This window comes from Ferdinandcohnia sp. GQ5, assembly GCF_059759275.1.
Map to the genome: position 1 here is coordinate 21,963 of NZ_JCAXEW010000014.1, position 14,832 is coordinate 36,794.

At 39.2% G+C, this 14,832-nt stretch carries 12 protein-coding genes; 4 read left to right on the top strand and 8 right to left on the bottom strand.

From position 1 onward, the window contains the following. Window positions 1-3: 3 nt before the first annotated feature. Together pfkB and AC6CHV_RS16905 are read right to left on the bottom strand one after the other, a co-directional pair. Window positions 4-915: a 1-phosphofructokinase gene (gene pfkB, locus AC6CHV_RS16900; protein WP_341333342.1), complete on the bottom strand. Its 912-nt coding sequence runs from the start codon at window positions 913-915 to the stop codon at window positions 4-6. Beyond that, on the bottom strand, window positions 912-1,667 hold the full coding sequence (locus AC6CHV_RS16905) for a DeoR/GlpR family DNA-binding transcription regulator (RefSeq protein WP_341333343.1): 756 nt from the start codon (window positions 1,665-1,667) through the stop codon (window positions 912-914). The genes pfkB and AC6CHV_RS16905 overlap by 4 nt, the downstream gene beginning before the upstream one ends. 610 nt (window positions 1,668-2,277) lie before the next feature. Between AC6CHV_RS16905 and AC6CHV_RS16910 the strand changes: the two genes are divergently transcribed. After that, on the top strand, window positions 2,278-2,619 hold the full coding sequence (locus tag AC6CHV_RS16910) for a DMT family transporter (RefSeq protein ID WP_309100791.1): 342 nt from the start codon (window positions 2,278-2,280) through the stop codon (window positions 2,617-2,619). Further along, on the top strand, window positions 2,619-2,933 hold the full coding sequence (locus tag AC6CHV_RS16915; RefSeq protein WP_341333345.1) for a DMT family transporter: 315 nt from the start codon (window positions 2,619-2,621) through the stop codon (window positions 2,931-2,933). Before AC6CHV_RS16910 ends, AC6CHV_RS16915 begins: the two co-directional genes overlap by 1 nt. A gap of 74 nt (window positions 2,934-3,007) precedes the next feature. On the opposite strand, the gene gltC is transcribed toward AC6CHV_RS16915, so the two are convergent. Beyond that, window positions 3,008-3,913, bottom strand: a complete 906-nt coding sequence (gene gltC / locus AC6CHV_RS16920) for a glutamate biosynthesis transcriptional regulator GltC (protein WP_341333346.1) — start codon at window positions 3,911-3,913, stop codon at window positions 3,008-3,010. Window positions 3,914-4,302: 389 nt separating this feature from the next. Here gltC and gdhA point away from each other — a divergent pair, with 389 nt between their 5' ends. Next, a complete protein-coding gene (gene gdhA / locus AC6CHV_RS16925) occupies window positions 4,303-5,682 on the top strand; it encodes an NADP-specific glutamate dehydrogenase (RefSeq protein ID WP_121449276.1) in 1,380 nt (459 codons plus the stop codon). A gap of 238 nt (window positions 5,683-5,920) precedes the next feature. Here gdhA and odhB read toward each other — a convergent pair whose 3' ends face one another. Both odhB and AC6CHV_RS16935 read right to left on the bottom strand, forming a co-directional pair. After that, on the bottom strand, window positions 5,921-7,174 hold the full coding sequence (gene odhB, locus AC6CHV_RS16930) for a 2-oxoglutarate dehydrogenase complex dihydrolipoyllysine-residue succinyltransferase (protein WP_498079289.1): 1,254 nt from the start codon (window positions 7,172-7,174) through the stop codon (window positions 5,921-5,923). Beyond that, a complete protein-coding gene (locus AC6CHV_RS16935) occupies window positions 7,171-10,011 on the bottom strand; it encodes a 2-oxoglutarate dehydrogenase E1 component (protein ID WP_341333349.1) in 2,841 nt (946 codons plus the stop codon). The genes odhB and AC6CHV_RS16935 overlap by 4 nt, the downstream gene beginning before the upstream one ends. 721 nt (window positions 10,012-10,732) lie before the next feature. On the opposite strand from AC6CHV_RS16935, the gene AC6CHV_RS16940 reads away from it, so the two are divergent. After that, a complete protein-coding gene (locus AC6CHV_RS16940) occupies window positions 10,733-11,425 on the top strand; it encodes a cyclic nucleotide-binding domain-containing protein (RefSeq protein WP_121449264.1) in 693 nt (230 codons plus the stop codon). Between the two features lie 110 nt (window positions 11,426-11,535). Here AC6CHV_RS16940 and AC6CHV_RS16945 read toward each other — a convergent pair whose 3' ends face one another. The 3 genes from AC6CHV_RS16945 to AC6CHV_RS16955 form a co-directional block, all read right to left on the bottom strand. Continuing rightward, on the bottom strand, window positions 11,536-12,873 hold the full coding sequence (locus AC6CHV_RS16945; RefSeq protein ID WP_341333350.1) for a murein hydrolase activator EnvC family protein: 1,338 nt from the start codon (window positions 12,871-12,873) through the stop codon (window positions 11,536-11,538). Between the two features lie 335 nt (window positions 12,874-13,208). Continuing rightward, entirely contained in the window at window positions 13,209-13,916 is a 708-nt protein-coding gene (cuyB, locus tag AC6CHV_RS16950) for a cysteate racemase (protein ID WP_341333351.1), read from the bottom strand. Window positions 13,917-14,030: 114 nt separating this feature from the next. Further along, window positions 14,031-14,816 carry a C39 family peptidase gene (locus tag AC6CHV_RS16955; protein ID WP_341333352.1) on the bottom strand — a complete coding sequence of 262 codons (786 nt, stop codon included), beginning with the start codon at window positions 14,814-14,816 and terminating at the stop codon, window positions 14,031-14,033. Between the last annotated feature and the right edge of the window lie 16 nt (window positions 14,817-14,832).

The window sequence follows — 14,832 nt, forward strand, 5'->3', positions numbered from 1 at the left end:
TTTCTATATTTTTTTCACTTGTACTTGTGAAATCAATTCATTTATTTTCTCTTCCGTTGCTAATCCTTCAGAATAGGCTGTGGCACTGCCGGCTGCTGCTCCAAAATGAAATGCTTCTGTCGCTACCCGTTTTTTTGAATAAGATGCAATAAAGCCTGCCACGACTGAGTCCCCAGCGCCTACAGAGTTAACAAGTGTCCCTTTAGGAATGTTCGCAAAATAGACTTCATCATTCACAAATAGCAAACTACCTTTGTCCGCCATCGAAACAATAACATGCTGCGCTCCCATTTCGATGAGCTTTTTCCCATAAGGAATTGCTTCTTCGGCATTTTTAATCTCAACACCGAAAATTTCACCTAACTCATGATGGTTTGGTTTAATTAAAAACGGCTGATATGGAAGTACTTCGACTAATAAGTCTTTTGTAGCATCAACAACAACTTTAACATCCTTGTCTTGTAATGTCTCAGTGACTTGTTGATACAGTGTCGACGGTAACGATGCCGGGATACTCCCTGCAAGTACCACCATATCTCCTTTTTGCATTTGATCAAACTTCTCTAAAAGCTGTTCGAGCTCCGAAGATGTAATTTTCGGACCCGCTCCATTTATTTCAGTCTCCACATCAGAATGAAGTTTCACATTAATTCTTGTATCTCCTTCTACAGTTACAAAGTCTGTTTTGATATTCTTAGCTGTTAAGCTATCAATAAGGTATTTACCAGTAAAACCGCCTACAAACCCTAAGGCAACACTCTCTATTCCAACATTTTGTAAAACTGTAGAAACATTAATCCCTTTTCCCCCCGGGCTTTTTCGATCACTTTTAATACGATTCAGTTCACCAACCAAAAATTCATCCAAGTCGATAAAATAATCAATGGAGGGATTTAATGTAACTGTGTAAATCATGTTGTCACAACCTTTATGTTGATATGTTCTTGATAGGATGAAAGCTCACTCTTTGTTAATCCATTATCTGTTATTAAAGTGACATCCTTTAATGAGGAAATCTTTGAAAAAGAAACCTCATTAAACTTCGTGTGATCAGCCAATATATAAGTTTCCTTTGCTAAGCTCATTGCCGTTTGTTTGATCAGTGCTTCTTCAGGATCAGGAGTCGTAAAACCATACTTCAAATCAATTCCATTCACTCCTAAAAAGCACTTATCAAATCGGTAAAGGTTCAAACTTGATAATGCCCGACTTCCGATTAAGGCTTTTGTACTCGGTTTCAAAACACCACCTATTAGATATGTAGTAATCCCTTTTTCAAGTATGGGCTCAATCAAGTTTACTCCATTGGTCACCACTGTCAGTCCCTTGTGGTCAAGATATGGGATCAATTCCTGTGTTGTTGTCCCTGCATCCAAATAAATGGAGTCACCATCTTGAATAAGCTCAGATGCATATTTAGCAATTGCTTGTTTTTCTTTTATATTCTTAGCTGTTTTTTCTATATAACTCGGTTCCAATTGATTTCCGTGAACGAATGCCGCTCCACCATGGACCCTTCTTAATTTGTTTTCATTTTCAAGTTGTACTAAATCACGACGAATCGTTGATTCCGATGAATTTGTTCTTTCAATCAGCTCTTGAAGTTTCACAACCCCGTGTTCTTTTAGTAGCGATAAAATAAGCTGATGTCTTTCTGGAGTTAACATCATGTCACATCCTTCATGGATTGTACTCTCATTATAGTGAAATCATTTTTAGAAATCAATCAAAAACATCCACATTCATTCAAAAACACCCACAAGTAACTTTTCCCTCTTTCTTCAAAAAGGTTTCTATTGTATAATGAAAAAAGTTAAATAAAAAGGTTTTCTAGGGTTCCGTAGCCTTTGCTAGTCTGGTCCGAGAGAAAACTCATAGCAATAATGGATGTTCAAAAAGTCCGGTGAAAATGACACATCGAATTTCTGCGTACATCGCTCCGAGAGCACTGTGAATAACTTGGTTATGCGCTTGCGTCTACTAGTTTATTCATGAAGTCAATTCCTCAGCGCAAGGCTGCAAGGGAGTTAACTCAAGCCGTTGCCTCGCTCCGGTACTCAAAGCTAAACGGCCTCGAACTTTCGACGCACAGGATGTGCTAGTGTCGACAATACATGAGGACGTGGCGTTCTTGTCGACGTAGTCCTTTTCATCATTCTTTTTAAATATTTTCTAATTTTGCTATGCCACGGAGGGACAAAAGCCTGGGAGATTATACATTTGTTATAATCTCTCAGGCTTTTTCTTTTTAATCGAAACGATAAGGGGGAATTATAGATGAATTTAGAATGGATAAAAGTCTTTTTTGCGGCTTTTTTTGAAGTATTTTGGGTGATTGGATTAAAGCATGCAGATAGTTTTTGGACATGGACTGGAACTGTCATTGCAATCTATATCAGCTTTCATGCACTTATTGCAGCAGGAAAAAAATTACCGGTTGGTACGGCTTATGCTGTCTTTGTTGGACTAGGTACTGCCGGAACCGTTATATCAGAAATCCTGTTTTTTAATGAACCAGTTAAACTGGCAAAGCTTCTATTAATAGGAGTGCTTTTAGTTGGTGTAATTGGTCTGAAACTTGTTACAAAAGAGAAGGACACAGAAGGAGCTGAAGGTTAATGGCATGGTTCTCACTCATTATTGCAGGTGTTTTTGAAATGTTAGGGGTCGTGCTCATTAATCGACTTCATCAAAAGAAAAATTGGCAATCACTAGTCTTACTGCTTGCCTCTTTTGGCGGAAGCTTCCTATTTCTAAGCATAGCGATGGAAACTCTACCTATGGGCACTGCATATGCTGTTTGGACAGGAATTGGAGCATCTGGGGGAGCCATTCTTGGTATGATCCTATATGGAGAGCCAAAAGACTGGAAACGATTCTTGTTTATTGGGATCATCATTAGTGCTGCTGTAGGCTTGAAATTAGTAGGGTAATTGAAAGGGGAGCCTTCAAAAAACTCCCCTTTAATCGACAAAATCTGTCTATTTCCACGGAAATAGAACAAATCTTAATATTGAAATTTGTCTAAAAATGAAAAATAGTCCTTTAAAAAGTCATAAAAAAGCTGTTCAGTAGGAAGTAGTTTTCGCTCTTTTGGAATAATAACACCTACCGAACGGGTTACCTCAGGTTGGAGAACCGAAACTTTCACGGTAGAACGTGGAATATTTTCAATTAAAGTCACCTCAGGAATGATTGTTATTCCTAGTCCAGCTGAAACAAGACCTTTAATAGCGTCAATATCTTCTCCTTCAAAGGAAACCGTCGGCTGAAAGCCCAACTGATTACATGCCTTTACAATGATATCTCGTAAGATAAATCCATTCGGGAATAATACAAACTGTTCGTCTTTTAACTGACTAAGACTTAATGACTTATTCTCTGCCAATGGATGCGCGCGTGGTAAAAGAGCTACCATCTTATCCGTAAATAGAGTCGTGCCTGTAATCTTCTTTTCCTGATTTGGTACGGGTCCTAACAGCGCCATGTCGATTTCGCCTGTTTTTACTCGTTCAATTAGAGAATAATAATTGCCCTGTGACAATGAAAACTTAACTTGTGGATGACGTTCTCGAAATGCAGATATCATTGTTGGTAGGGTATAAGCAGCCAAACTGCTTGGAAATCCAATTCGAATCGTTCCTCGTTCCGGATCTAAATATTCTTCAATCTCACGTTTTGCATTATCTAATACATTTAATGCCTGCTCGACATGATCTAAAAAAACTCTTCCGATTGGCGTTAATTTCACATTTCGTCCATCTCGAATAAACAAGTCTACACCTAATTCGGATTCAAGGTTGAACAATTGCCTGCTAACTGCCGATTGAGCAATATGCATTGAATTCGCCGCTTCCGTTACATGTTCTCGTTTTGCAACCTCAATAAAATAAGTTAACTGTCTAAGTTCCACAAGGTGTCCTCCTTAATCCATCTCATTACGGCATTGCTTATATCTTTTATTAATATTGTTTAGATTAATTATTCATTATAAAATAGTAAATATCAAGAATTTACAGATAAAACGTCGGTTTTATTTTTTTTGACTAAAAAGGGAGTTCAAAAAAGATGATTAAAGGACCACGTCGACAAAAACACCAAGCCTCATGTCTTGTCGACACTAGCACATCCTGTGCGTCGAAATTTCAAGGCGGCGCAGCTTTGAGTACCGGATCGTATGCAGTTAATACGTGAGGAACGGAGAAGCAAGACAACGCAGAAATTCGATGCGTCATTTTCATCTAACTTTTTGAACATCCCCTAAAATATATAGCAAAGAAAGGGTGAATGTACACGATGGCTATGATCGAAAAGTCTATTCCTGTACCAGAGTTAAAACAAGCAACCGATTATATGAACAAAGTATATGAGGAGGTTAAGAAGAGAAATCCTCATGAACCAGAGTTCCACCAAGCAGTGAAAGAAATTTTCCTTTCTCTTGTACCTGTGTTTGCTAAAAATCCAAAATACATGAAACACGCGATTTTGGAAAGACTCGTTGAACCGGAAAGAATGATTACATTCCGAGTACCTTGGGTTGATGACCAAGGTCAAATCCATGTAAATCGTGGCTATCGTGTTCAGTTTAACAGTGCACTCGGCCCTTATAAAGGTGGTTTGCGTTTCCACCCTTCCGTTAACTCAAGTATTATTAAGTTCCTAGGTTTTGAACAAATCCTTAAAAACTCTTTAACCGGTCTTCCAATCGGTGGGGGTAAGGGTGGATCTGATTTTGATCCGAAAGGAAAATCAGACAACGAGGTTATGCGATTCACCCAAAGCTTTATGACAGAATTAGCTAGACATATTGGCCCTGATATCGATGTACCAGCTGGAGATATCGGCGTTGGAGCAAGAGAAGTCGGCTATATGTTTGGCCAATACAAAAGACTCCAAGGTAGCTTTGAAGCAGGCGTTCTTACTGGCAAAGGCCTTGGCTATGGCGGGAGCTTGGTTCGTACGGAAGCTACAGGCTATGGTACTGTCTACTTTGTTGAGGAAATGCTGAAGGAACAAGGTCTTTCTTTTGAAGGAAGCACAGTTGTCGTTTCAGGTTCCGGGAATGTTTCTATTTATGCGATTGAAAAAGCTCAACAGCTAGGTGCAAAAGTAGTTGCATGTAGTGATTCAAACGGCTATATCTATGATGAAAATGGGTTAGACCTTGAAACTATCAAACGTATCAAAGAAGTTGAACGTAAACGTATTAAAGAATATGTATTAGAACACCCAGAAGCAGAATATATTGAAGGCTGCTCAGGTATCTGGTCAATTCCTTGTGATATTGCATTACCTTGTGCAACCCAAAATGAAATTGACTGTGAATCAGCTCAAACACTTATTTCAAATGGTGTAAAGGCAATTGGTGAGGGTGCAAACATGCCTTCTACTTTAGAAGCAATTGATTTATTTATTGAAAGCAATGTCCTATTCGGGCCAGCGAAAGCAGTTAATGCGGGTGGTGTTGCCGTTTCTGCACTTGAAATGTCACAAAACAGCATGAGACTTTCATGGTCATTTGAAGAAGTCGACAGCAAGCTTCAGGACATCATGGCTTCAATTTATCGCAACAGCATGGATGCTGCTGAAGAATATGGCCATCCTGGAAACCTTGTATATGGAGCTAACATCGCCGGCTTCCTAAAAGTAGCTGACGCAATGATTGCTCACGGTGTCATTTAATAAGTCATTCAAAAGCTGTTTCCTCTTTAGGAAGCAGCTTTTTTTCAACACATAAACAACAAACATAAAAGGCACATGCTCCATTGTGAGAGCATGTGCCTTCTGATTCTATGTCTAGCTCCTGCGCCTAGCCTCTCTCAAAGTCTAGCCAATCCGTCAAGAAGGATAAAAGGCATCCTTCTCGCCGGATTCTCTTATGCTTGTCTGGGCTGGCAAGTCGCTTGCGCTTTTCTTACAATCAACCTTCTAATAATAGGTCTTCTGGATCTTCTAATAGTTCTTTTACTTTTACTAGGAATCCTACAGCGTCTCTACCATCGATGATTCTGTGGTCATAAGATAATGCCACATACATCATTGGGCGTACTTCCACCGTATCATTTTTATCAACTACAACAGGACGTCTTTGGATTTTGTGCATTCCTAAAATACCAACCTGTGGTGCGTTAATAATAGGTGTTGAGTTTAGAGAACCGAATGTTCCACCGTTAGTAATTGTGAAAGTTCCGCCTTGAAGGTCGCCTAAACCTAATTGGTTGTTTCTTGCTTTTTCAGCTAAGCGGCCGATTTCAGACTCAATTCCTGCAAAGCTTAGTGTATCTGCATTACGTACAACTGGTACAACTAAGCCTTCATCTGTAGATACGGCAACACCGATGTCATAGAAATTCTTAAGAAGGATTTCATTTCCTTGGATTTCAGCATTCACATATGGATATGCCTTTAATGCTCCAATAACCGCCTTTGTAAAAAATGACATGAAACCAAGTTTTACACCATGCTTTTTGAAGAACGCGTCTTTACGGCGATTTCTTACGTCCATAACAGCAGTCATATCAACTTCATTAAATGTTGTTAGCATTGCTGCTGTGTGCTGTGCTTCAACAAGACGTTTTGCAATTGTTTGACGACGTCTTGACATTTTAATGCGTTCTACGCGTGGGTCGTCATTTACCACTGGTGCTGCTGCAGGTTGTTTTGCAGCTGGTGCTGGAGTTGCAGCTGGTACTGTTTGAGCTTGCTTATAAGCCTCTACACCTTCAACACGAACACGTCCAAGTGGATCTTTAAATGGTACTTCATTTAAGTCAATCCCAAGTTCTCTTGCTCTTTTTCTCGCTGCAGGTGAAGCAATGGCTGGCTTGCCTTTTTCTTCAGTAGATGCTTCTGCAACTGGTTCTGTTTTAGCTTCTTCAGCTTGTGGTGCTGCTTCAGCTTTAGGTTCTTCAGCAGGTGCTGGTGCGCTTGACTCTGAACCATTTTCATCAAGCTTTGCAATCACTTGACCAACTTCTACATTATCACCTGGTTGGAATAAGAATTCCTTAATAACACCTGTATGTTCACTGTTGATTTCAACATTTACTTTATCTGTTTCAAGTTCAGCGATTGACTCACCTTTATTCACGAGTTCGCCTTCTTTTTTTAACCATTCAACAATTGTTCCTTCTGTAATGGACTCAGCTAATTCTGGTACTTTAATTTCGATCATTGCTGATTCCCTCCTTTGTCTGTAAGCAATGCATCTTGCATAATCCACGCTTGTTCTTGTTTGTGAATATCTGGGTCACCCGTAGCAGGACTTGAACGCTTCGGTCTACCAATATAATCTAGTTTAATTTCATCAGATAATATATCCATTAATACCGATTGTAGAGCTGGCCATGCGCCCATGTTTTTCGGTTCTTCTTGAACCCAAACAACCTCTTGTAGGTTCGGATACTGGCTAACTAGTTCTTCTAGCTCTTTCTTAGGGAATGGATACATTTGCTCCACCCTTGCAATATGCAGAGTATCTGCCGTTTCTGCCGGTAAATTCGCAGCTTCTGTTGCTAAATCAATCGCTACTTTACCTGTACATAAGATTAGGCGAGTTACTTTCTCTTTGTTCGTTCCCATTCCTGGTTGCTCCAGCAGTGGCTTAAAGCTTCCATTCGTTAGATCATCTAGTGATGACGCTGTTTGTGGGTGACGAAGAAGACTCTTAGGAGTCATCACAATCAATGGTCTTGCTTCATCAGTTGAAGTAAGCAATGATTGTCTTCTTAATAAATGGAAGTATTGAGAAGCGCTTGTTACGTTCGCAACAATCCAGTTATATTCCCCAGCTGCATTTAGGAAACGTTCCACTCTTCCACTTGAGTGCTCCGGACCTTGTCCTTCATAACCATGTGGTAATAGCATGACTAGACCTGATTTTTGACCCCATTTTGCATGACCTGAAGAAATGAATTGGTCAATAATTGGCTGTGCCACGTTCACAAAGTCCCCAAATTGCGCTTCCCAAAGGACAAGTGCATTTTCATCTTGAACACTATAACCATATTCAAATCCTAAAACAGCCGTTTCAGACAATGGACTGTTATAGATGGAGAAGGATGCCTTCGCCTCTTGAATATTGTGCAATGGGATATATTTTTCATTTGTTTCATAGTCATTTAAAGCAACATGACGATGAGCGAATGTTCCTCTTTCACTATCCTGACCTGTTAAACGAACTGTTTTTCCTTCTGCAAGAACTGATCCGAATGCAAGTGTTTCAGCTAATGCCCAATCCACTTTGTTTTCCTCATCTAAAGCTGTTTCACGTCGCTTTAAAATACGTTCAAGCTTCGGATAAACTGTAAGTGATTGAGGCCACTGTAATAGTCCTCTGTTGATACTCTTTAATAGGTCAGCAGGTACTGTTGTATCAAATTCTGGAATAGCAGACAAAGCTTTTGGCTTCTTCGGTTTCACGCGCTCTTCATTTTCCACAAAGTCATCAAAAATAGATTGTAAACTTTGCATGAATTCCTCACGTTTATTAGTTAGTTCTTCTGTTGTTATTACATTTTCAGCAACAAGCTGATTTCCGTACTTATCTGCAATAACAGGGTGATTCGCAACCTTCTTGTACAATAATGGTTGTGTTACGCTTGGATCATCCATTTCGTTGTGACCAAATCGTCTGTAACCAACTAAATCAATTAAGATATCTTTTTCAAAACGCTTACGATACTCATACGAAAAGTGAATTGCTGCAAGACAAGCTTCAGGGTCATCAGCATTTACACGTAAGATTGGAATCTCATACCCCTTCGCAAGGTCACTCGCAAAACGAGTTGAACGAGAGTCTGTATTATTTGTTGTAAAACCAACCATATTGTTTGCAATAATATGAACGGTTCCCCCAGTTTCGTAGCCTTTCAATCTACTTAAGTTTAGAGTTTCAGCTACTACTCCTTCACCAGGGAATGCCGCGTCACCATGAATTAGTACACTTATTGCACTTTGCTTATCCTGAACAGGATAACCAGCTTTACTAGTATTGTCCTGAGCCGCTCTAGTAATCCCTAACACTACAGGGTTTACAAACTCCAAGTGACTTGGGTTGTTCGCAAGATTAATACGAGTTACGTGCTCTTTAGGACCTTTAACGGCACGGTCAGCTCCTAAGTGATATTTCACATCACCGGACCAACCATAGTTAATCCCTCTTGAACCTTCCGAAGGAATTAAATCCTTGTTTGGTGCATGGTGGAATTCAGAGAAAATGAGTTCGTATGGCTTATGCAAAACATGTGCAAGCACATTCAAACGGCCACGGTGAGCCATACCGATCATAATATTGTCGGTACCGTCACTATTGCCTTCTTGAATTAAACGCTCAAGCATTGGAACGAGCATGTCTAATCCTTCGATTGAGAAACGCTTTTGCCCAACGAATGTTTTGTGTAAGAATTTTTCAAATCCATCGACATTCATTAGACGCTCTGCTAATTGTTTCTTTTCATCTGCAGTTAGCTTTAATTTAATTCCATTGATTTCAACTTGTTGTCGTAACCATTGTCTTTCATCTTCGGAATCAACATGTCCAAATTCATAAGCAATTGATTGTGTATAAACAGATTTTAAATGCTTATACGCATCCCAACCAGTTTGAACGGAAGGAGGTGCTTCCTCCCAAATATATGTCGCTGGAATATCCATTAAATCTTCTTTTGTAAGATTATAGTAACCAGGCTCTAAAAAGCTGGTATCTGGCATTGGTCTAGTGCGAATTGGGTAAATATCTGCCGCTATATGGCCGTACGCACGAATGCTCTTAATTAATTTACCTCCAGATGTGATCGTCTTGATTGTCTTCGGTGAGATACCCCCACTTACTAGCTCTGCTGTTGCTGCTTGCTCATCTGCCGGTGGTGGCCCAAGTTCTTCGAAAAGCGCTTTCACGGAAGGGTCTACTGAACTTGGATCATTCTTGTAATTTTCATACATGTCAAAGACATAACCCATGTTCGGGCCATAGAATGACTCCCACACATTTTTCCTTTGTTGATTATCCATTTGTGTTTAGCCTCCATATTACATTCACAGTAAATACTTGTAATAGATGTTTAAAAAGTGCGGTGAATATGACACTTCGAATTTCTGCGGTCTTTGCCCCGGAAAAAATCATGAACAACGAGGTTATGCGCTTGCGTCTTCTAGTTTATTCTAGGATGTTAATTCCTCAGCGCAAGGCTGCAAGGAAGTAAACTCAAGCAGTTGCCTCGTTCCGGTACTCAAAGCTGCACCGCCTTGAACTTCTTGGTCCTCTTCATCCTCCTTTTTAAACTTGCACTTGTAATACTTAATAGACAAAATTTGTATTTTATAGAAATATGACGTCTACACTTACTATACCCCATTTTCCACAGATTTCTAGTAAAATGCTTACATTGGAAAACTCCTGAAAAAAGCTGAAAAAACAGGCAAAATAGTGTCATTATATCGTCATAATTCATAATAAATATGTTATTCTTATCTTATAGTCGAAAACAGAAAGTTTCCTTGATATAAATCAAGTTTTACAAGTAATTTTTTAAAATAATAAGTTTTGGAATAACATAAAGTGAAACTCTATTGTAGTACATCAATCCTCTTGAAGTAAAGGGACCGAAAAAAGTAAGTTATACTCTTACACTTTCGAAACGATAAATCGTTTAGACTTCGGCAAGATAGGTAAACTATAGTACAACAAGAGTCCGCATTTTATGGGCATTTGAAAGGAGAAAAAGTGTTCTGTATGATTAGCAGTCCACATGATCCAAGCTCTATTCGACAGGTACCTATTTTTCATGGTTTAAATGAGCAAGAAATGAACCTTTTACAAAAGGTCACGCAAATTCGCGATTATCGAAAAGGGGAAGTGATTTTTAGAGAAGGTGACCCTTCCGATACCCTCTATATTATCGGTGAGGGGATCATTAAAATTACAAAAGTGGCTGAGGACGGAAAAGAACAAATCGTTCGTCTCTTATTCCCTGATGATTTTTTCGGCCAATCCGTGATGCTTCAATCAGAAAATCATTATGCCAACGCAGTAGCAATCAACGATACGGTTATTTATACGATTCAAAAACAGGATTTTGTTAATACGTTAGAACGAAATCACAAAATGGCTCTCCGCTTCATGCGGGCATTAAATGAGCGGATTTATCAAGCCGACGAGTGGATGAGTTTACTGAGCCTAATGGAGGTTGAACAACGATTAGCAAGTGTTCTCCTCTTGTTCAATGACAGGGTTCGCTCTAAGGATGGCCGCTTTAAGCTCCCTATTACTAAAAAGATTCTAGCGTCTCTCATTGGTACAACACCTGAAACCATTAGCCGGAAGTTTGTAAAATTTATTTCTGAAAACCTAATTGAGGTAAATGGACAAAGGGATATCCATATCCTCGATTTTGAAGGCTTAAAAAAGAAGGCAAAAACTTTATAAGCTGTTAAACCCACATGTGATGTGGGTTTTTGTTTTGTCGGAAAAAGGTGATGTCTTTTTTTCCAATAAAGTAAAAAAGCCCGACCATACTCGGTCGGGCGCGTTAATCCTTAAAAGGAAACATATTGACGTGGGTTCACTGCGTTTGAGTGTCCGCCACTGTATTGTGTTGGACTATATGGTCCGTTATAAATTTCAAAATGAAGGTGCGGACCAGTCGAGTCACCTGTAGTCCCCATATAGCCGATCAAATCGCCTTGTTCCACTCGGTCATATTGACCAACGAAACGTTCCTGTAAGTGTGCATATACGGTGGTCATTTGACGTCCATTGATATAGTGGGTGATCATGATGACATTACCGTAGCTACTTTCAAGACGTGAGCGCGTAACCGTACCGCCTGCAGCCGCGTAAATTGGAATATTTCCTGGTCGTCCACCTTTTCCAATATCAATCCCAAAGTGCATACTTCCCCAGCGCATTCCAAATTCGGATGTGACTCGGCCTGTTGTTGGTTTAATAAACCCACTATTGTTCACAACAGGTGGAGGTGCTGGTGGTAGTGGTGGCGGTGTAGTACCAGCCTCTTCGGCCTTTTTCCGTTCCTCTTCAGCTTTTTTCCGTTCTTCTTCAGCTTTTCTTTGTTGCTCTTCAAGTTCCTTTTGCCTTTGGTTCCATGCATTAATTTCCATTTGAATTGCCTTTTCCTGCGCAGCTAATAATTCTCCAACATCCTCTAGCGCATGGAGCTCTTTATGCATTTTCTGTTCTTGGGCCTCTAATTGCTTCATAACTTTATTTTGTTCTTGAATTTGTGATTGGAGCTGAACCTCTAACCGATCAAGTTCTTTTAATTGGTCTTCCTGCTGTGCAAGTAAGGTCTTTACCTCTGCTTTATTTTCCTCAAGTAATTTAATATCCGCTTCATGTTCTTTCATAATTTCGCGATCAGCATGTACAAATGTAGATACCGCACTTACCCGGTTGATAAAATCATTAAAGCTTTTTGCACCGAGTAACACATCTACATAACTAACAACTCCACCACTTTGTTGAAGACTACGCATCCGCTCCTTGATAAGCTCGTCCCGTTTTTGAATACGTTCCTCGAGCACTTTCATTTCCGCCTCAAGACGCGCAATTTCTTCTTTCGTTTCCTGAATCTTTGCTTTTATGCTCTCAATTTTACCTCTCGTTTCACTTACAGCAAAATCAAGCCTTTTAATCTCCTGCTCGACACTAACCTGTTGTTGTTTGACTTCATTTAGAGCTCCCTTCTTTTGGGAGATTTCAGACTCTACTTCTGTCTTTTTATCCAGAACTTCCTTCTTTTCATTTTCTAGCTCTTCATTCTTTTGAATCGCTAATACAGTATTAGGCATAGATGTCAATAAACTTCCAAGTCCTATTGATATACCCATTCCAATCATAAGAAGTTTTCTTTTCAACCGGCACATCTCCTTCTACCAAACTAGCAACCTATAAAAGGATGAAAAATATTTATTTTTCACCATAAGTATCATATTTTGCTATATATTCTCACGTTTTGTATTATAACATAAAAAATTGTAATAAAACGCCAAAGTAATATTACAATTATATTTCATAAACACTTGAAAATACTGGGTTTCCCAAAGATTATTCGACAAACTATAGGAACGACGAATCCCAAAAAATTCGACAAGCATCTTGAATTATACTATAAAAAAACTCACCCTTTTTAGGTGAGTTTAATTTCCAGTTTGATCTAACCGGTTCATTATCATTTTTTGGTGTAACAATCTTATTTCAATCGCTTGCCTGAACGTAAGATTGATCTTTCAACAAGTACATTCATCGCATCAATGCTGCTTTTAACAGCCTCATCACTTAATTTAATACAGGACAATTCTGTACAAGCCAATATCACAATTTTACAATGCTCTTTTTCAACAAGATGCCTGATTAGCTGCTCAAGTTCACTAGAATCAACATCGAGATCACTTTTTACATTGTTATATATAATATCCATGACCTTTTCTTGTAAGCTATCATTTGGGGCTAAGAGCTCAAGATTATATTTCTTACAAACATCTGCATAGATTCCGCTGCGAATCGTACCGTTTGTTGCAAGAATTCCGACCTTCGTTCCTTCACCATGCCGATGATGAATTTCTTTAATTGTTTCTTCGACCATGTTGATGATAGGGATATTCGTTAGCTTCTGAAGCTCATCGTAAAAATAATGAGATGTGTTACAAGGTATTGCAATATTAGCAACGCCCGCAGCTTCTAGCAACTTGAAATCATCTTTTACAGCATCTAAGAATGTCTCGCCTGTGTTTGTAAGGATTGCATTTGTTCGGTCTGGAAGGGTAGCATGATTTAGAATAATCATATTTAGATGGTCCTGGTCCTTATGTGCCTCTGTTTTATTAACAATTTTGTCAAAAAAAACAGAAGTAGCCTTCGGACCCATGCCACCGATAACACCTAATTTTTTTTGTTCCATGTTTAAACACCTAGTTTCATTTAAGAGGTTGTTTAAAAAGTGCGGTGAATATGACGCAGGACGTGGCATTTTTGTCGGCCCGTCATTTTCATCCTCCTTTTTGAAACATATATTTTATTTAACCGTCATTGCATGACTCCCTAAGTCAACATAGCTCGCAAAAAACGCATCTGCATCGTATGTGACTTGCCCTTGCAATGGATTCATGACATGCACCTTATCACCTATATAACCATTTAAAACCACGGCATGTAGGTTAGTAGGAGCATTAAACTTTGTTTTTGAGTCACGAATATTCCAAGAATAGTTGACCTTTTTCTTACTTAAGTCAAGAGTTACCCAAACTACCACAGGGTTCCCCTCTTCAAGCTCCATTATGATTTCCTCACGAGTGCTTCCAGTCAGGTCAACAGGTTCTAATTGAGCACCTTCTTTTCCTAAATATGCATTCGCTGCTTGTATAATTGGAGGCGCATAAGAGAAGAATCCGCTCCATTCCCTTGGGTTTCCTGCGTATGCCTTATTTGGATCTGGTCCGTATAAAACATTGTTGATTGTTGTAAAAGGCTCCTTCGGTAAATAATGATCAGCCATATCCACTTTTGAAACATTATAGCCATAAAAATTCAACACGGAAGTAAGTGATGTAATTTCACAGCCGTTTGGAAGCTCCGGTAATTGTAGAACCTTTTCGACTGGTATGAATACTTCTACTTTACCGTTTGATACTTCCCGATATGGGTTATTTTCCTGAGCGTACACAATTGTGAGCCCAGATGTAATCCCGTCTGCCCCTGAAATCAGATTTCTAGCAATGCCTTTAACCGTTTCAACATTCAGCAATAAATAAATGACACAAACGAAATTCAAAAATAATAGTCCTCTTACTATTTTTTTCACTTCTATCTGCCCCTTT

Excerpts from the sequence above, each read along its gene's own strand:
- pfkB (WP_341333342.1), bottom strand. The coding sequence starts at position 915 with ATGATTTACACAGTTACATTAAATCCCTCCATTGATTATTTTATCGAC.
- AC6CHV_RS16905 (WP_341333343.1), bottom strand. The coding sequence starts at position 1,667 with ATGTTAACTCCAGAAAGACATCAGCTTATTTTATCGCTACTAAAAGAA.
- AC6CHV_RS16910 (WP_309100791.1), top strand. The coding sequence starts at position 2,278 with ATGAATTTAGAATGGATAAAAGTCTTTTTTGCGGCTTTTTTTGAAGTA.
- AC6CHV_RS16915 (WP_341333345.1), top strand. The coding sequence starts at position 2,619 with ATGGCATGGTTCTCACTCATTATTGCAGGTGTTTTTGAAATGTTAGGG.
- gdhA (WP_121449276.1), top strand. The coding sequence starts at position 4,303 with ATGATCGAAAAGTCTATTCCTGTACCAGAGTTAAAACAAGCAACCGAT.
- odhB (WP_498079289.1), bottom strand. The coding sequence starts at position 7,174 with ATGATCGAAATTAAAGTACCAGAATTAGCTGAGTCCATTACAGAAGGA.
- AC6CHV_RS16935 (WP_341333349.1), bottom strand. The coding sequence starts at position 10,011 with ATGGATAATCAACAAAGGAAAAATGTGTGGGAGTCATTCTATGGCCCG.
- AC6CHV_RS16940 (WP_121449264.1), top strand. The coding sequence starts at position 10,733 with ATGATTAGCAGTCCACATGATCCAAGCTCTATTCGACAGGTACCTATT.
- cuyB (WP_341333351.1), bottom strand. The coding sequence starts at position 13,916 with ATGGAACAAAAAAAATTAGGTGTTATCGGTGGCATGGGTCCGAAGGCT.